The 16711-nt window shown below is 73.4% G+C and carries 13 protein-coding genes and 1 tRNA gene; 4 read left to right on the plus strand and 10 right to left on the minus strand.

All coding sequences use genetic code 11. From position 1 onward, the window contains the following. Positions 1 to 383: 383 nt before the first annotated feature. The 6 genes from ACFYOV_RS27495 to ACFYOV_RS27520 form a co-directional block, all read right to left on the minus strand. Positions 384 to 2252, minus strand: coding sequence for a glycoside hydrolase family 15 protein (locus tag ACFYOV_RS27495; protein WP_389091937.1), 1869 nt, complete (start codon positions 2250 to 2252; stop codon positions 384 to 386). A 121-nt stretch (positions 2253 to 2373) separates the two neighbouring features. Further along, positions 2374 to 3987, minus strand: coding sequence for a right-handed parallel beta-helix repeat-containing protein (locus ACFYOV_RS27500; protein ID WP_389091939.1), 1614 nt, complete (start codon positions 3985 to 3987; stop codon positions 2374 to 2376). Between the two features lie 5 nt (positions 3988 to 3992). Then, the gene (locus ACFYOV_RS27505; protein ID WP_389091942.1) at positions 3993 to 4961 is read right to left on the minus strand and encodes a UDP-glucuronic acid decarboxylase family protein; all 969 of its coding nucleotides are present in this window, start codon (positions 4959 to 4961) and stop codon (positions 3993 to 3995) included. Beyond that, a complete protein-coding gene (locus ACFYOV_RS27510; RefSeq protein ID WP_389091944.1) occupies positions 4958 to 6280 on the minus strand; it encodes a UDP-glucose dehydrogenase family protein in 1323 nt (440 codons plus the stop codon). The genes ACFYOV_RS27505 and ACFYOV_RS27510 overlap by 4 nt, the downstream gene beginning before the upstream one ends. Beyond that, positions 6271 to 7350, minus strand: a complete 1080-nt coding sequence (gene galE / locus ACFYOV_RS27515) for a UDP-glucose 4-epimerase GalE (protein ID WP_389091947.1) — start codon at positions 7348 to 7350, stop codon at positions 6271 to 6273. Before galE ends, ACFYOV_RS27510 begins: the two co-directional genes overlap by 10 nt. 39 nt (positions 7351 to 7389) lie before the next feature. Next, the gene (locus ACFYOV_RS27520; protein WP_389091949.1) at positions 7390 to 9225 is read right to left on the minus strand and encodes a glycosyltransferase; all 1836 of its coding nucleotides are present in this window, start codon (positions 9223 to 9225) and stop codon (positions 7390 to 7392) included. A gap of 220 nt (positions 9226 to 9445) precedes the next feature. Between ACFYOV_RS27520 and ACFYOV_RS27525 the strand changes: the two genes are divergently transcribed. Continuing rightward, positions 9446 to 10192: a TetR/AcrR family transcriptional regulator gene (locus ACFYOV_RS27525; protein ID WP_389091952.1), complete on the plus strand. Its 747-nt coding sequence runs from the start codon at positions 9446 to 9448 to the stop codon at positions 10190 to 10192. A 142-nt stretch (positions 10193 to 10334) separates the two neighbouring features. Here ACFYOV_RS27525 and ACFYOV_RS27530 read toward each other — a convergent pair whose 3' ends face one another. Next, positions 10335 to 10997: an NUDIX domain-containing protein gene (locus ACFYOV_RS27530; protein WP_389091955.1), complete on the minus strand. Its 663-nt coding sequence runs from the start codon at positions 10995 to 10997 to the stop codon at positions 10335 to 10337. Positions 10998 to 11147: 150 nt separating this feature from the next. Further along, a tRNA-Pro gene (locus ACFYOV_RS27535) sits at positions 11148 to 11221 on the minus strand. Positions 11222 to 11318: 97 nt separating this feature from the next. Between ACFYOV_RS27535 and ACFYOV_RS27540 the strand changes: the two genes are divergently transcribed. Together ACFYOV_RS27540 and cobF are read left to right on the plus strand one after the other, a co-directional pair. Continuing rightward, complete coding sequence (locus ACFYOV_RS27540) at positions 11319 to 11855, plus strand: DUF309 domain-containing protein (protein ID WP_389091957.1); 537 nt, start codon at positions 11319 to 11321, stop codon at positions 11853 to 11855. A 64-nt stretch (positions 11856 to 11919) separates the two neighbouring features. Further along, positions 11920 to 12693, plus strand: coding sequence for a precorrin-6A synthase (deacetylating) (cobF, locus tag ACFYOV_RS27545; RefSeq protein ID WP_389091960.1), 774 nt, complete (start codon positions 11920 to 11922; stop codon positions 12691 to 12693). A 652-nt stretch (positions 12694 to 13345) separates the two neighbouring features. On the opposite strand, the gene ACFYOV_RS27550 is transcribed toward cobF, so the two are convergent. Then, the gene (locus tag ACFYOV_RS27550; protein WP_389091962.1) at positions 13346 to 14098 is read right to left on the minus strand and encodes a cobalt-precorrin-6A reductase; all 753 of its coding nucleotides are present in this window, start codon (positions 14096 to 14098) and stop codon (positions 13346 to 13348) included. A 197-nt stretch (positions 14099 to 14295) separates the two neighbouring features. Between ACFYOV_RS27550 and ACFYOV_RS27555 the strand changes: the two genes are divergently transcribed. Next, complete coding sequence (locus ACFYOV_RS27555) at positions 14296 to 15705, plus strand: diacylglycerol/lipid kinase family protein (RefSeq protein ID WP_389092044.1); 1410 nt, start codon at positions 14296 to 14298, stop codon at positions 15703 to 15705. A gap of 9 nt (positions 15706 to 15714) precedes the next feature. Here ACFYOV_RS27555 and ACFYOV_RS27560 read toward each other — a convergent pair whose 3' ends face one another. Beyond that, entirely contained in the window at positions 15715 to 16488 is a 774-nt protein-coding gene (locus tag ACFYOV_RS27560; RefSeq protein WP_389091965.1) for a sulfite exporter TauE/SafE family protein, read from the minus strand. Positions 16489 to 16711 lie beyond the last annotated feature (223 nt).

Consider the following 16711-nt stretch of genomic DNA (forward strand, 5'->3'; position numbering starts at 1 on the left):
CCTCCGTGAAAAGGCCAGTTGCGGACGGACCGGCTTGGGCGAACGGCGCAGCGGCGACTACACGGAATCCCGTGGGGCCGGGTGACAGATCGGCCGGCGATGGAGAATTCTCCGGGGCCGGGACTCGTTCCGGGTGTCGCTTGTGCACACGATCGCCGGTATACGCGGTCGCCGGTGTGTCACGGTCGCCGGTATGCGGGCTCCTATTCGCCGGGACATCGACGTGTCTTGCATCCAGTTTACTCAGCCGGGCATTTCCCGCATGCGCACACGAGGACGGTGGGCCGTCCGGGTCACCCGGCGGGGACATCGGTCGGCATCGGCCACCCGCACCTGCGGGGTCGCCCGTGGTCCCGGCGCGCACGGGCTCCCGTCGTCTCCGGTCAGCACCGGACCTGACGGTGTGCGTACTGCGCGGCTCCCCCCGGGTCGTGCCGCACGTCTTCGTCCGGACCTCCGCCGTCCGGATGGGGTGACGACAGGGCGAACGCCGTCTCCACCAGGGCCATGTGGCTGATCGCCTGCGGTGCGTTTCCCAGTTGGCGGCCCTCGTCCGGGTCCCACTGCTCCGACAGCAGTCCCAGGTCGTTGCGGACGGCGAGGACCTGTTCGAACGCCTCCGTCGCCTGCCGCGGTTGCCCGGTCGCGGCGAGGGCCTCGGCGTACCACAGGGAACACGCCACGAACGCGCCGTCGCGGCCGGGGATGTCGTCGACCCCCTGCACGCCGTTGCCGCGCGGCGCGTACCGCCGCACGAATCCACGGTGGGTCAGCGCCCGCATCGCCCGGACGGTGGCGCGCACCCTCTCGTCGCGGGCGGGCAGGAAACCGAGCCGAGGAATCAGCAGGGCCGACGCGTCCAGGGCCGACGAGCCGTACGACTGCACGAACGAGTGCCGCCACGGGTCCCAGCCCTCCCGGCACACCTGGCGGTGCACTTCGTCCCGCACGGACCGCCACGCGCCGGTGGGTTCGTCCCTGCCGAGCAGCTCCGCCATGCGCAGGGCGCGATCGGCGGCCACCCACACCATGACCTTCGAATGGACGAACTGCCGCCTGGGCCCGCGCACCTGCCACAGCCCCTGGTCCGGCTCGCGCCAGTGCCTCGTGAGATAGCCCATCAACGACTCCACGAGGCTCCACACGTGGGCCGGCATGGGGATTCCCGCCCGCACCGACTGCCACAGGGTGTCCAGGATCTCCCCGTAGATGTCCAGCTGGAACTGTCCCGCCGCCGAGTTCCCGAAGCGGACCGGCCGGGATCCCTCGTAGCCGGGCAGCCACGGGGCCTCGATCTCCGGCAGGAGCCGCTGCCCACCGACCCCGTACACCGTCTGCAGATCCGCCGGGTCGCCGGCGACGGCTCGCACCAGCCAGTCCAGCCATGCGGTGGCCTCGTCGTGGTAACCGCTGCGCAGCAGGCAGGACAGGGTCAGGGTGGAGTCACGCAGCCAGCAGAAACGGTGGTCCCAGTTGCGCCCGCCGCCGATGCACCCGGGCAGCGAGGTCGTCGGTGCGGCGACGATGCCGCCGGTCGGCGCGTACGTGAGCGCCTTGAGGGTGATGAGGGAACGGACGACCGCCTCCCGCCACGGCCCCTCGTAGCGGCACCGAGCGGTCCAGCACCGCCAGAAGTCGACGGTCTCCTTCAGTGCCGTCTCCGCCGGGACGGACAGCGGGGCCGGAGCCTCGGGCAGGTGCGAGGGCGACCACGCCAGCGTCAGGGTCACCCGCCGGCCGGCCGGGACCGTGAAGTCCAGCACGGTCGAGTCCTGGTCGCCGCCCGTCGGCAGCAGTCCGTCGGTGTGCAGCCAGACTGCGTCCGGGCCCGCGACCGCGACCGTGCCGGAGCCGCCGGCCCGGACCCACGGGACGACCCTCCCGTGGTGGAAGCGCAGCCGCAGCTCGCTGCGCACCCGGGGCGCTCCCGCCAGCCCCTCGACGATGCGGATCAGGCACGGCGACTGGGTGCGCGGCGGCATGAAGTCGATCACCCGTACCGCCCCGGCGTCGCCCTCCCACACCGTCTCCAGGACCAGCGTGTCCGGCCGGTACGCGCGACGGGTGCACCGGCCGCCGGGGACGGGAGCCACCCGCCAGAAACCGTTGTCGCGCGTGCCCAGGAGCGCGGCGAGGCAGGCCGGGGAGTCGAAGCGGGGCAGGCAGAGCCAGTCGGCCGACCCGTCCGTGCCGACCATGGTCGCTGTCTCCATGTCACTGAGCAGCGCGTAGTCCTCGATGAGAGCGCTCATGCCGGGATCCGAAGGGTGATCGATCCGAAGGGTGGTCGGTCGCCGCCGAGTTTACGGCGTACACTTACAGTACCTCCCCACAGGCCCCCGGGCAACGGCACACACCCGGGTCCCGTGCGGCTCAGGGCTCGGCGGCGCCCGTGGCGGGCGGCCGGCTGATCCGGTGGCCGAAGAAGTCGACGGGCCCCGGGTCGGTGCGGAACAGGGCGCGCAGGTCGAGCCCGTCGTGCGGGCAGCGTGGCACGATCCCGGTGGCCTCGGTGCGCGAGGTGACGCCGGGCAGGGCGCCGCCGCTCAGGCAGGGATCGGCGCTGGTGCCCGTCGCCCGCTCCGCCACGCGTTCCTGACCGGTCGCCTCCCGCCAGGCCGCGAGGTCGCGGTACTCGGTGTCGCGCCACCTGACCGTCCACGAGTCGGTCGCCCGGTACTGGTTGCCCTGGAACACGACGCGGTCCGGCGTGCCGGCCTCCGAGGTGACGAGCGGCACCCGGTCGGAGACCAGCAGGTTGTTGCGGACGGTGACGCCGCGGATCCTGGAGTGCAGCAGCATGACGGTGCCCGCGCCCGCCGGCGACTCCCGCATGACCACGGTGTTGTTGTGGACCGCCAGGTCGCGCACATCGATGCCGTAGACGGTCAGGGCGCCGTGGTGCGGCAGTTTGCGTCCGTCGTCGCTGCTGACGTTGTACCGGATGGTGTTGTCCCGGTGCCTGCCGTTGCGGTCGTGCTGGAACACGTAGTAGCCCGGTCCGTCGTTCTGGTACGACAGGTTGTACTGGAGCGTCGACCGGGACGTGTTGGAGTCCATGCCGAAGCCGCTGCCGTCCAGGTCGTTGCCGGTGTGGTTGCGGTAGGCGGTGCTGTGCTCGATCAGGACGCGCGTGGAGTCGTAGGTCCACAGGCCGACCGGCCCCACGGGTGCCCGGAGACCGGAGCTGCGGCCGTTGTCGTGTGCGCTGGTGTCCCGCACCGTGGCCCGGCGTACGCCGCCGAGGATGATGCCGCTTCCGGTGTGCCGGTCGTCGACCGAGGGATCGCCGTGGTTGTCGAACGCCTCGACCCGCTCGAGCGCGACGTTCTCGTGGGCGTAGGCGGGGCGCTCGGCGTCGAAGCGCGGACCGTAGGTGAGCAGTCCGGCGTCCCGGTTGCCGTGCAGCTCCGTCCGCCGGACGGTCACGTCGCGGAAACCGGAGCCGGCCACGGTCGAGCCGACCGAGAGGCCGACCCGGTACCCGGAGACGTCGACGTCGGAGACGATCACGCGACGCTCGTGCCCACCGCCCTCGGCGTCGCGGTACAGGTTGACGCCCGCCTGGCCGGTGGCCGTGGCCCCGGCGCCCACCAGAATGAGGTCGCGGATCTCGACACCCGCCGTGTTGTGCACGGAGACGCCGGGGGCACCTCCGGAGGAGATGGTCGCCCGGCCCTCGCCGTAGGAGCCGACCACCACCGGACGACCGGGGTCCCCCGCCTCCTGCTCCTTGATCGTGACGGTGCCGGTGAAGCGCGCGCCGCCGCGCAGCAGGAGCCGGTCGCCCGGCTCCAGCGCCGTCCTCTCCGCCCGGGCCAGCGTCCGCCACGCCCGGTCGGGCGACGTGCCCGGGGCCGAGTCGTCGCCGTCCGGGCTGACGTAGTACGCCTTCGTGGACGGGGTGTAATGGGGCGTGGCCACGCACCCGGCGGTGACGCCCACCAGGAGCATGCCGGCGAACGCCGCTGCGGCTCGGCCGGACATCGTGATCAGACCTCCACGGACTCGTCGGCGCCCCGCCGACCCGGCGCCACGGAGCGCGAGAACCAGGCGGCGGTGCGGCGCAGCCCCGTCTCCAGGGGGACCTCCGGCGTCCAGCCGAGCAGGGCGCGGGCCCTGCTGATGTCCGGTCGCCGGCGACTGGGATCGTCGGTGGGCAGCGGACGGTGGATCACGGGCGACGGCGAACCCGTCACCCCCAGGACGAGCTCGGCCAGCCGGCGGACCGTGCACTCGGCCGGGTTGCCGAGGTTGACGGGACCGGCATGGGGCGAGTCGAGCATGGCGGTGAGACCGCGGACCAGATCGTCGACGTAGCAGAAGCTGCGGGTCTGGCTGCCGTCCCCGTAGACGGTCAGCGGTGCCGCCGCCAGCGCCTGGCGCACGAAGGTCGAGACGACCCGCCCGTCATGGGGGCGCATCCGGGGCCCGTACGTGTTGAAGATCCGCACGATGCCGGTGTCGACCCCCAGGGTGTTCCGGTAGGCCGTGGTCAGGGCCTCCGCGTACCGCTTGGCCTCGTCGTAGACGCTCCGGGGGCCCACCGGATTGACGTTGCCCCAGTAGCCCTCGGGCTGCGGGTGAACCGTCGGGTCCCCGTACACCTCGCTGGTGGAGGCGAGCAGGAAGCGGGCGCGGCGGCGGAGCGCCAACTGCAGGGCGTACTCCGTGCCGCGGCTGCCCGCCGAGAGCGTCTCCAGCGGCAACCGCGCGTAGTCGGGCGGCGAGGCCGGGCTGGCGAGGTGGATCACCGCGTCCACCGGTCCGGGCACGTCGAAGGGGGCCGTCACGTCCGCGCGGACGAGGGCGAACCGGGGATGGCCGAGGAGGTGGACGACGTTGCGCGCCTCGCTGGTGCAGTGGTTGTCCAGGCACCGGACCGTGTCGCCCCGGCGCAGGAGTGCCTCGCACAGGTGGGAGCCGAGGAATCCGCCGCCGCCGGTCACGACCGCCTTCATGACGCCCTCCGTCCGGCCGCACGGCCCAGCGCGTGCACGGACCAGCCGGCCGTGCGCCAGGTCTCCTCGTCGAGCGCGTTGCGGGCGTCCAGCACCTGCGGCCGGTGCACCACGGCGGCCAGCGCGGCCGGATCGACGCGGCGGTACTCCGGCCAGGGCGTGAGGTGCAGGACCAGGTCCGCGTCCTCGCACGCCTTGGCGACGTCGTGCGTGTACGTCAGGTCCGGGAAGGCCGCGCGGGCGTTGTCCAGCGCCTGCGGGTCGTGGACGCGCACCGAAGCGCCCTGGTGGTGCGCGGCCGCCGCGACGGCCAGCGCGGGCGAGTCGCGCACGTCGTCGCTGCCCGGTTTGAACGCGGCACCCAGGACCCCGATGCGGCGGTCCCGGAAGGAGCCGCCGAGCAGGGTCCTGGCGAGATCGACCGTCCGGTGCCGCTGCCGCGTGTTGATGCGGTCGACCTCATGCAGGAACGCCACCGCCTCGCCGGCGCCGATGTCCTCGGCGCGTGCAGCGAAGGCGCGGATGTCCTTCGGGAAGCAGCTGCCGCCGAAGCCCAGGCCGGGCTCGAGGAACAGCGGGCCGATGCGCGAGTCGGCGCCGATGGCGCGGGCGAGGAGGACGGCGTCGGCCCCAGCGGCCTCGCACACCTCGGACATCGCGTTGATGAACGAGATCTTGGTGGCGAGGAAGGAGTTCGCCGCCACCTTCACCAGCTCGGCCGTGGCCGGGTCGGTGCTGAAGTACGGCACGCCCGCCTCGAGCATGGGGCGGTAGATCTCCCGCAGGACGGAGTCGGCGCGCTCCGAGAAGACACCGACGACCAGCCGCTCCGGGTGCATCGTGTCGTGCACGGCCGACCCCTCCCGCAGGAACTCGGGATTCCAGGCGACCTCGCAGCCGGGTGCGGCAGCGGCGACCCTTCTGTCGAGCCGGGCGGCGGTGCCGACCGGCACCGTCGACTTGCCCACGACCAGACTCCCGGGACGCAGATGCGGAACGAGTCCGTCGACGACGGCGTCGACGTGGCGCAGGTCGGCCGCCCAGCCGTCCGGCCGCTGCGGCGTGCCCACGCACACGAAGTGCACCTCGGCGAAGCGGGCGCCTTCGGCCAGGGACGTGGTGAAGCGCAGCCGTCCCGAGTCCGTGGCCCTCGCGAGCAGCTGCCCGAGGCCCTCCTCGTGCACCGGCGGCTGCCCCGCCGAGAGGGCGGCGACGCGCTCGGGATCGATGTCGACCCCGAGGACCTCGTGGCCCAGGTCGGCCATGCACGCGGCGTGCACGGTTCCCACGTATCCGGTGCCGACGACTGTCATCCGCATGACGTCACTCCTTCGTGCCGGGGGGTGCGGGCACGCCGGGCGTATCCGGCGTACCCGTCGGGGTTGAGCCGCTGGAAGCGCCAGGCGTCCCGGCACATCGCAGCGAGGTTCCGCGCCGGGCGCCATCCCCAGGCCCGGGCGACCGCGTTCGCGTCCGCGACCAGCTCGGGAACGTCGCCCGGACGGCGACCGGCCATCTCGTAGGGAATCGGCCGGCCGCACGCCGCACCGAAGGCGGCCACCACCTCCAGGACCGAACTGCCGGTTCCCGTACCGAGGTTGAACACCCTCATGCCCGGTCCGTCGACAAGGTGCTCGAGTGCCAGGCGGTGGGCCTCGGCGGTGTCCATCACGTGGAGGTAGTCGCGGATCGCCGTGCCGTCGGGGGTGGGGTAGTCGTCACCGAGCACCCGCACGCGGTCCCGTCGCCCGACGGCGACCTGGGCCACGTACGGCATGAGGTTGTCGGGTGTGCCGGACGGGTCCTCACCCAGCAGTCCGCTCGGGTGGGCGCCTGCGGGGTTGAAGTACCGCAGGCACAGAACCGCCAGCTCCGGCCAGTACCGGCACACGGATGCCAGGATCTGTTCGCACAGCCACTTCGAGTGGGCGTACGGGTTGGTGGGCCGGGCCGGAGCGGACTCGTCCAGGGGGCCGTGACCGGCGTCGCCGTAGACGGAGCAGGACGAGGAGAACACCAGGCCGTGGACGCCGTGCTGCCGCATGGCGGAGAGCAGGGCGGTCGTGCCCCCGACGTTGGTGTCGTAGTACCGGACGGGCGCCCGTGTCGACTCGCCGACCGCCTTGCAGGCGGCGAAGTGCACCACGCTGTCGACGGCGTGCCGCTCGAACACCGCGGAGAGGGCGTGCCGGTCGCGGACGTCCAGCTCGTAGAGTGCGGCCACGCCGCGGCCGGCGATCCGCTCCACGCGGGCCAGGACCTCGGGCATGCTGTTGGAGTAGTCGTCGACCACGATCACTTCGTAGCCGTGGTCCAGCAGGTCGACGCAGGTGTGGCTGCCGATGAAGCCCGCGCCGCCGGTGACGAGGACGGTCGGTGGTTTGTTCATGGCCCGGACCTTTCGAACGGGGGGTCGGCGTCGCCGCGTTCACCATCCGAGGACGGTCGCGGCGTACGGCGGGTACAGCACGACGGCCGCGGCGGCGGGGAGGGCCGACGCCAGCCCGACGGCCAGCGGTGCGCGGACCGTCCGCAGGGCCGCGCTCGGCCGCAGGTGGTCCGTGCGGGCCGTCTCCCGCAGGTGCAGCAGGGGGACCGCGACCGCGACGGTGGCGTAGGCGGTGGCCCCGAGGAGACAGAGGAAGACGTAGCCGACGGACGGACCGGTCTGCTCTCCGTAGAGGGTGACGGCCGAGAGGCACAGGGAGAGTCCCGCGAACGGGACCACCAGCCGGGTCAGGAGTGGCCTGGGTCCCTCGGTCCCCTTGGGCGTGACCTTGAACGTGATGGGGCGGGGTCGCAGCCGCTGGACGAGGGCGCCTGCCAGCCCCCAGATCACGAACGGCCAGCGGGTCAGCGCGAAGAGCCAGACCTCCCAGCTGATCAGCGGGGCGTCGGTCGGCCGCAGCAGGCCGTGGCGCCGCAGGAGGAGGAAGGTGAGGAGCAGCCAGACCGGCATCGTCCAGAAGTGCCCGAGGAAGTCGAAGTAGTTGAGGCGCATCCAGGGCAGTCCAGTGATCACGGCCACCGGAGGCAGGACCAGACCGGCGACGATCATCAGCCCGAGGAGCGGGTAGTAGGCCAGCGCGTAGGTGAAGCGCACCCGCAGCAGCAGCGGCAGCCGGTGCAGGTGGCGCGGCAGCAGGTCCAGGAGCATCGTCGTCAGGCTCCGCGACCACTGGTACTCCTGGGTGACCATGTCGGCGAAGGTCAGGGGACCGTCGCCGTGCGCCTCGGCGTCGATGGCGAACGCGCCGTGCCATCCGGCCGAGTTGAGCAGGTAGGTGGTGGAGAAGTCCTCGGCGAGCTCCGGTCCCAGGCCGCCGATGTCGCGCAGGGCCCTGGTGCGCACGGCATAGTGCGAACCGATGCACATGGGGGCGAGGCCGTCGCAGTGGCCCAGTTGGATGGGTCCCTGCCACACCGCCTCGCGGTGCAGCCGGCCACGGGCCGCCCAGGAGACCGCGGCGTTCGTGTCGCACATGCTCGGCGCGGCGACGTAGCCGATGGCCGGGTCGGCGAAGGGACGCACCATCTCGGCGAGGTACGTCGGTCCCGGCACGTGGTCGCAGTCGAGCTGCGCCACGACGTCGTAGTGCTCGTAGCCCCAGTGGTCGTAGAAGTAGGCGAGGTTGCCCTCCTTGCAGCGGGTTCGGCGCGGCCAGTGCGCGCGGTGGTAGGCGGCCACGCCCAGCCGGGTGGACAGGTGCACCCCGTGCGCGCGGCACCACTGCGCCGTCTGCTCGGTGGGTGCCTCCTCGCACAGCCACACGTCGTAGGCGTGCGGGTACTCCTGGTCGAGCATCGCCTCCAGGGTGCGCCGGGCCGTGTCCCACGGCTCGGACGGCGCACGGGTCACGGCGAAGGCGACCCGTGTCCGGGGAACGCGCAGCACGGGGTTCACGCGTCGCACCCTGAGCGCGGCGACGAAGAAGTAGGCGGGGAGAACGGTGAGGTAGAGCAGCAGCGCGCTGTTGATGACGAGAGCGGCCCAGGACGCCCTGTGCTGCGGCTGGAGCCACCAGGACCAGAACCAGACGAAGCTCGCCGCCCAGCACATCGTGATCAGCACGAGCAGGAGCCGGTCTCCGAGCGGCAGGGCGGGGACGAAGGTCCTGCGGTCCACCGTGCGGACCGGGGAGGGCTCGCCGAAGACCGGGCCCATTTCCGTCACCCGAACAACGTTTCCGCTGGAGATCCGGGCGAGGTGGCGCTCGACTTGGATCAGATCTGGCGGCCCGTCGACGGGTTCGGTCCGCGCCATGGGAATCCCCCTGGAAGGAGACGACGTATGTTTACATCGTTGGACCGGGGCGCACGCATGCGGCGCTCGAGTCGGGAGGCTTGGCCTCATGGGCTCCCGCGTCGGTGACGACGACTGGAGCTCCGTACATTTACGCTGTAAACATACACTTTGCCCCTGGGGCCGCACGGAGTCAACAGGTGCGGGACAGGACAGGGCCACGACCGTACGGAGGCAGGCAATGGCCAGGGAGCACACGGACGCGCCGGGCGGCGGCGACGAGGCCCCACCGGGGCGGCGGGCCAGTGACCGCGGCCGTTACGGCCGGCTGAGCCGGGAGCGTGTGCTGGGGACCGCGCTGGACCTGGTGGACCGGGAGGGCCTGAGCGCGCTGAGCATGCGCCGACTCGGTGCCGAGCTCGGCGTGGAGGCCATGGCGCTGTACCGGTACGCCGCGAGCAAGGACGCGCTGCTGGACGGCCTGGTGGAGGCTCTCTACCTCGAACTCGAGGAACGGCTGACCGCCGGCCCGCAGGACGCTGCCCCGGCGGGGTCACCTGCGTGGCGCAGCGGTCTCCACCGGTCCGCACGGACGATGTACGACGTCTGCCTCGACCATCCCCAGACGGTGCCGCTGCTGGCCACGCGCCTGCTGGCGGTTCCGCTGGCGCGCCGCCCGGCAGCCGTCCTCCGCGATCACGAGCGGGTGCTCGCACTGCTCCGGCAGGCCGGATTCGACGAGGCCGGCGCCGCCGGCATCTACCGGGCCTTCACCGCCTGGCTGCTGGGCTACGTGTCGGTCGAGCTCCAGCCCATGGTGGACAACCCCGACGAACCCGACCCCGCCTTCCGTCTCGGCCTGCACCGCCTGCCCGCCCAGGAACTGCCGACGCTCCGGGAGACCGCCGTCTCACTCGCCGAGCGGGGCGGACCCGACGGCCTGGCGGCCGGGCTGGACGCGCTGCTGGACCGTTTCGCCCGGGGATGACACCCGCGCTCGTCGCCCCCGGCGGCTCCCGCGGTCGGGACGCCCTCGGGGCCCGCGGGCGGTGCCCGGCCGCCGGGCACGGACCAGCAGCTCTGCACTCGCGAGCGCTCCAACTCGCCTCTGAAGTAACGGCTTCGGACGGTCAGCGGGCGAACGGCCCCTCCAATGCCGCCCACTGGAGCAGCATGATGGTCTTGGCGTCGGCGATCTCCCCGGTCCTGATCATCTCCAGGGCCCGCCGGAAGGGGAGTTCGAGGATCTCGATGTCCTCGCCCTCCTCGCCCAGCCCACCGCCCTCGTGCGTGCGGGTCGAGGGGCCGTAGGCGGCGGCGTAGAAGCTGACGCGTTCGGTGACCGAGCCGGGACTCATGTACACATCGAACACGTGCCGGACCTCGCCGATGGTGTGTCCGGTCTCCTCCACGACCTCGCGCCGCACGGCGATCTCCGGGTGCTCGTCGTCCGTGTCGAGCAGGCCGCCCGGGGTCTCGATCAGCATGCCGTCGGGGTGCCCGTTGACGTACACGGGGAAGCGGAACTGGCGGGTGAGCAGGACGGTTTCGCGTTCGGCGTCGTACAGGAGCATCGTCGCGCCGTTGCCGCGGTCGTGCGTCTCGCGTTCCTGAGTGGACCAGGAGCCGTCGGCGTGCCGGAAATCGAAGGTCGTGGTCCGCTCGACGTACCAGTGACTGGACAGCAGTCTCACGTCCCGGACCCTGACCCGCGGGTTCCCGGTCAGGTCCAGCCCGGTGCGGTCCAGACCGGTACGGCCCCGGCGGTCGGGGATGTCGGCACCGGCGGTCATCGCTGGGCCGCCGGTCGGAGAGGCAGGTGCGCAATGGTCATGCCCGCTTCTACCATCCCGGGCCGCCCCGCGCCGGGAAAGCGGCCAGGCAACGGCCGACGGCGCGCGAAGGGCCCCGCGGGCCGAAGCCCGCGAGGCCCTCTCACACCGTCGGGACGACAGGATTTGAACCTGCGACCCCTTGACCCCCAGTCAAGTGCGCTACCAAGCTGCGCCACGTCCCGGTGCTCCACGCGGCATGAACCGCGTGATCGCGCGGACAGAACTTTACCCCACTCCCGGGCCGCGCCGAAGAGGGCCCCGACGCGGGACAATCGGCGTATGGGCAGCGAGGACGGCAGGACGGACGGCGGGCGGGCCGGAACACGTGACCGCGACGACGAGGGGCGGGCGCGCAACGCCAGGCCGCGGGACGGTCTGGGACGCCCCCTGCCGTACGGCGCGCAGGGTGTGCCACGGCAGCCCGAGGGGGTCGTCCGGCGCCCGGAGGAGAGCGTCGAGGAGGCGCAGCGGCTGCTGGACGAGGGCAAGCCGTTCCACGCGCACGAGGTCTTCGAGGACGCCTGGAAGTCGGGGCCGCCCCAGGAGCGGGAGCTCTGGCGCGGCCTGGCCCAGCTCGCCGTGGGGCTCACCCACGCGGCCCGCGGAAACCGCACGGGCGGCGCGCGGCTGCTGCGCCGCGGGGCGGGCGCGGTGGAGGACTGGGCGGCGGGCGCCGGTGGCGCGCCGCGTCCGCACGGGATCGACCTCGCCGGGGTCGTCTCCTGGGCGCGGGAACTGGCGGCGGAGGTGGAGCGGGGGGACGGGATTCCGGTCGACGCGGGCGCGCGGTCACCGCGGCTGCGGGCGCTGCCCTGACCGCGAGGAGCGCGGGAACGGATCCGGTGCACGCGGTGCCCGGGGCGTGCGGCAGACTCGGGGCGTGCGAAAGATTCATGTCATCGGTATCGGTGCGGGCGACCCCGACCAGCTCACCCTCCAGGCCGTCAGGGCGCTGCGGAGCACGGAGGTCTTCTTCCTCCTCGACAAGGGCGAGGTCAAGGCCGATCTCACCCGGCTGCGCCGGGACATGCTCGAGACGCACATGACGGGGCGGACGTACCGCGTCGTCGAGGCGCGCGACCCCGAGCGTGACCGCGGCGCCGGTGGAGCCGCGTACTCCCCCGCCGTCGGCGACTGGCGCAGCGCCCGCGCGGACATCTACGAGCGGCTGATCACCGAGGAACTGGGCGAGGACGGGACGGGCGCGTTCCTGGTGTGGGGCGACCCGTCGCTGTACGACAGCACGCTCGCCATCCTGGAGGAGGTCCTCGAGCGGGGCGCCGTGACCTTCGAGTACGACGTCGTGCCGGGCATCAGCAGCGTCTCCGCGCTCGTCGCCCGGCACCGTACGGGGCTCAACCGCGTGGCCCGGCCGGTCCAGATCACCACGGGCCGACGGCTCGCGGCGGGGTTTCCCGAGGGCGTGGACGACGTGGTGGTGATGCTGGACGCCCACCAGACGTTCCGGCAGTACACCGACCAGGACGTCGACATCTACTGGGGCGCCTACATCGGCACCCCCGACGAGATACTCGTCTCCGGCCCGATCGCCGAGGCCGCGCCCCGCATCGAGCGGCTGCGCGCCGAGGCCCGCGAACGCAAGGGCTGGATCATGGACACGTATCTGCTGCGGCGCAGGCCGAGGGACGCCTAGGGAGGCACTCCCCTCCCCCGGCGGCCCGGTCACTCCCCGCACGGCCGGAACCCACCGCCCGGGCCACCCTCGTTCCGACCGGGCCGAACGCGCAGACGCATCCCGCGCCCGCGGGGGCGGACGCCGTCCGTCCCGCTCCGTCCCGTCCCCCCGACCGCTTCCGTTCCCACGACCCCGGCATCGGCGCCCACGCCGCCACGGACTCGCACCGGTGAGCTCCCCCGCTCGGGGCGCGTCGCCACGGTGCCGCTCCAGGTGACGAGACCGGGCCGAACGTACCGGCGCCGTCCTGTGCCCGGGCGTGCGAACGCCGTCCCACCCGTCCCGTCCCCCCGACCGCTTCCGTTCCCACGACCCCGGCATCGGCGCCCACGCCGCCACGGACTCGCACCGGTGAGCTCCCCCGCTCGGGGCGCGTCGCCACCGTGCCGCACCAGGTGACGAGGCCGGGTCACGCGGGTACCGTGCGTGCGGCGTCACCCGCCCGGAACCGATGCGGCGCCCCGTGCAGCTTCGCCGTACGAGCGGCCCACCCGGCACGGGTACGGGCGGAGGCGGGACCACGCGGTGCCTCCGCCCGCTGCCGCGCGTACGGGGCGCGCCGGGAACCGTCACGAGGTGCGGCGCGCCGTCGTGTGCCCGCGGGGGCCGGTCACCTCCCGCGGAGGAGTTCGTGCAGCCGCCGCAGGGCCGCCGCCACGTCGGGGACGGCCCGGACGCCGTCCGGAAGCGGCGGGCGCCGTACGACCACGACCGGCAGGCCGAGTGCCCGCGCCGCCGTGAGTTTGGCGGCTGTCGCCGCTCCCCCGCTGTCCTTGGTCACCAGCACGTCGACGCGGTGATCGCGCAGCACCGCGGTCTCGCCGGTCACCGTGAACGGCCCGCGGGCCAGCAGCACCCGTGTCCGCGGCGGCATGGGCGGCTCGGGCGGTTCCACCGACCGCACAAGGAACTCCAGTTCCGTGAGATGCGCGAAGGCCGCGAGGCCCAGGCGGCCCGTGGTGAGGAAGACCCGCTGCCCGAGCCCGGGCAGCAGGTCCGCGGCGGCCTCCAGCGACGCGGCCGGGTGCCAGCGGTCGCGCGGGCCCGGTTCCCAACCCGGCCGCCGCAGCACGACGAGCGGCAGGCCGGTCAGGGCGGCGGCCCGGGCCGCGTTCGCCGTAATGGTTCCGGCGAACGGGTGCGTGGCGTCGGCCACGGCGTCCACGCGCTGCTCGCGCAGCCAGCCGGCCAGTCCCTCGGCCCCGCCGAAGCCGCCGACGCGGACCTCTCCCGCCACCGGCCCCGGCCGGGTCACGCGTCCGGCGAGCGAGGTCGTCACGCGGATCCCGGTGCGGGTGGTCAGCCCGTCGGCCAGTGCACGCGCCTCGGTGGTGCCGCCGAGGACCAGGACGTGGGGGGACATGGTCCCGAGCCTACGAGCAGCGCCGCGGGAAGCGGCACGCCGGGGTCGGTCCCGCCCACGGCGTGCCGTCGCGGACAGCCGTCCGCGCGCCGAGGCGCCTCGGTTCCGCCGGGACGCCGCCTCCGGCCGGCTTCGACCGTCCGGACGCCCGTCCGTGACTCGCACGACCTACGATGACGCCGGTGACGGGAGGAAGCATGGCCGTGGACCTGAGCAGACGGGCCTACCGTGCCCAGCGGTGGGCCGCGCGCGTCGCGCTGCTCGCGGCCGCACTCGCCGTGCTGGCACCCCTCGCCTACGGCGGCCTGGGCGGAGTCCTGCTCCTGGTCTGCGGCGTGGCGGGACTGGGGGTCGGTGCGGCGGCGGTGTGGTGGACGCTGACCCTGCGCGGTCCGCTGCGCTGGGCGGCTGCCGTGGTCGCCGTGTGCGTGCCCGCGGCCGTCGTCGCCCTGTTCGCCGCCACGCTGTTCTGGGCGCTGCTGCTCTCGCTGGCGCTGTGGGGCGTGGCCGTGTGGAGCGGCCGCTACGCGCTGAGGGGCACGGGGAGCGAGCGGACGCGGCGGGTGCGCGAGCGGCGCACGCCCCCACCCCGGCGGCCGGTGCTGATCATGAATCCGCGCTCGGGCGGCGGCAAGGTGGGCCGCTTCGGCCTGAAGGAGAAGGCCGAGTCCCTGGGCGCGCGGGTCGTCCTGCTGGACCCCGAGCAGCACGTCGACGTCACGGCGCTGGCGCGGGGGGCCGTCGCGGACGGCGCGGACCTGCTGGGCGCCGCCGGCGGCGACGGGACGCAGGCGCTGGTCGCGGCGGTGGCCGCCGAGCACGACCTCCCGTTCCTGGTCATCAGTGCCGGGACCCGCAACCACTTCGCCCTCGACCTCGGTCTCGACCGCGACGACCCGGCCTCCTGCCTGGACGCGCTCACCGACGGAGTGGAACTGCGGGTGGACCTCGGTTTCGCGGGGGACCGGCCGTTCGTGAACAACGCCTCCTTCGGCGCGTACGCGGCGATCGTGCAGAGCCCGGCCTACCGTGACGACAAGATCGGCACCAGTCTGGACCTGCTGCCCGACCTGCTCACCGGCCAGCAGGGGCCCCGGCTGGTGGCCCGGGCGGGCGGCACCACGATCACCGCGCCGCAGGCCGTGCTGGTCAGCAACAACCCGTACCGCACCGGCGACCCGTTCGGGCTCGGCCGCCGTGACCGCCTCGACTCCGCAGTGCTCGGTGTCCTCGGCGTCCGGGTGGAGGGTGCGGTGGACGCCGCCGCACTGCTGCTGGACCCCGAGTCGAGCCCGCTGACCATCGTGACCGCCACCGAGGTCGTCGTGGAGGCGGACCGACCGCGGATAGAGGTCGGTGTCGACGGTGAGCCCCTGGTGCTGCCCGCCCCGGTGCACTGCCGCATCGCCCCGGGTGCGCTGCGCGTCCGGGTGCCCCGCAAGCGGCCCGGCGTCGCGCAGGCCCCGCCGCGCCTGGACTGGCGTCGGCTGCGCAAGCTGGCGGCGACGGTCGGCCGCACGGCCGCGCCCGGCCGGCTGCGGCACCACCGGGACGCTTCCCCGCCTCCGCCGGAACGGCCGGCCCGGCCGACCCGCACGCCCGACTGAGCCCGCCGCTCAGCGCACCAGCAACTGCACTCCGCCGACCACGGTCGCCGCGATGACGAGCCGCTCGAACAATCGCTGGTTGATGCGGTTCACGGCCCATGTGCCGATCAGCGCACCGGGCACCACGAACAGCACCAGGGCCGCGTCGAGGGACAGCGACTCGGCGTCGATCAGGCCGAGACCGGCGCTGAACGGCAGCTTCGAGGTGTTGACGATCAGGAAGAAGAACGCCGACGTCCCAAGGAATCCCAGCTTCCGGAATCCCGCGGAGAGCAGGTACATCGACATCACGGGGCCGCCCGCGTTGGCGACCATGGTGGTGAATCCGCCGAGCACACCGTACGAGCGGGCCTTGGCGCGCCCCGCCCGGGTGGTGACCGCCTCCGGCTCGCGCGCCGCGTCGGCCGTCCGCCGCCGCCACACCGTCACCCCGGCCATCAGCAGCAGGATCGCCCCGATCGACGTCCGTACCGTCCGGTCGTCCGCCCACCCCAGGAACACGGTGCCGATGACGACGCCCGCCGCGACCGCCGGGAACAGCCGCCACAGCGTGGGCCAGTGGGCGTGCCGCCGGTAGGTCAGGACGGCGAGCACGTCTCCGGCGATCAGCAGGGGCAGCAGCACGCCGGTGGACGCCCGGGCCGGCAGCACCGCGGCGAAGACGGCGAGGCTGACCGTGTTGGCCCCGCTCACGGCCGTCTTGGAGAAGCCGACGAGCAGGGCGGCGAAGGCGAGCGCGGCGAATTCCCAGCCGGTCACGTGCCAGAGCGTCATCGTGTTCATGCGGAGACCGATGGTATGTGCTGACAATTCTGGCTCGTCAGCCGGTCCCGCCCGGCGTCACCCGTGTCGCCCGCCGACGCCCGCCCGGCACCGCCGCACCGGCGGCGCCGGGCGCCCGGAAGGGAGCGGAGCCCGGTACCTGCGAGCGCGCGGACCGGTGGCCCGGGAGGAGGTCACCGGGCGGGGAGCCGGACCCGGGGCGAGCGCACCGGACCGCTCGGCC

This window comes from Streptomyces sp. NPDC005931 (assembly GCF_042871235.1).
In the GTDB taxonomy this organism is placed as follows: domain Bacteria; phylum Actinomycetota; class Actinomycetes; order Streptomycetales; family Streptomycetaceae; genus Streptomyces.

Coding starts and splice junctions, on each gene's coding strand:
- ACFYOV_RS27500 (WP_389091939.1), bottom strand. CDS start 3,987: ATGTCCGGCCGAGCCGCAGCGGCGTTCGCCGGCATGCTCCTGGTGGGC.
- ACFYOV_RS27540 (WP_389091957.1), top strand. CDS start 11,319: ATGGGCAGCGAGGACGGCAGGACGGACGGCGGGCGGGCCGGAACACGT.
- ACFYOV_RS27525 (WP_389091952.1), top strand. CDS start 9,446: ATGGCCAGGGAGCACACGGACGCGCCGGGCGGCGGCGACGAGGCCCCA.
- ACFYOV_RS27530 (WP_389091955.1), bottom strand. CDS start 10,997: ATGACCGCCGGTGCCGACATCCCCGACCGCCGGGGCCGTACCGGTCTG.
- ACFYOV_RS27555 (WP_389092044.1), top strand. CDS start 14,296: ATGGCCGTGGACCTGAGCAGACGGGCCTACCGTGCCCAGCGGTGGGCC.
- ACFYOV_RS27510 (WP_389091944.1), bottom strand. CDS start 6,280: ATGCGGATGACAGTCGTCGGCACCGGATACGTGGGAACCGTGCACGCC.
- ACFYOV_RS27495 (WP_389091937.1), bottom strand. CDS start 2,252: ATGAGCGCTCTCATCGAGGACTACGCGCTGCTCAGTGACATGGAGACA.
- galE (WP_389091947.1), bottom strand. CDS start 7,350: ATGAACAAACCACCGACCGTCCTCGTCACCGGCGGCGCGGGCTTCATC.
- ACFYOV_RS27560 (WP_389091965.1), bottom strand. CDS start 16,488: ATGAACACGATGACGCTCTGGCACGTGACCGGCTGGGAATTCGCCGCG.
- ACFYOV_RS27520 (WP_389091949.1), bottom strand. CDS start 9,225: ATGGCGCGGACCGAACCCGTCGACGGGCCGCCAGATCTGATCCAAGTC.
- ACFYOV_RS27550 (WP_389091962.1), bottom strand. CDS start 14,098: ATGTCCCCCCACGTCCTGGTCCTCGGCGGCACCACCGAGGCGCGTGCA.
- ACFYOV_RS27505 (WP_389091942.1), bottom strand. CDS start 4,961: ATGAAGGCGGTCGTGACCGGCGGCGGCGGATTCCTCGGCTCCCACCTG.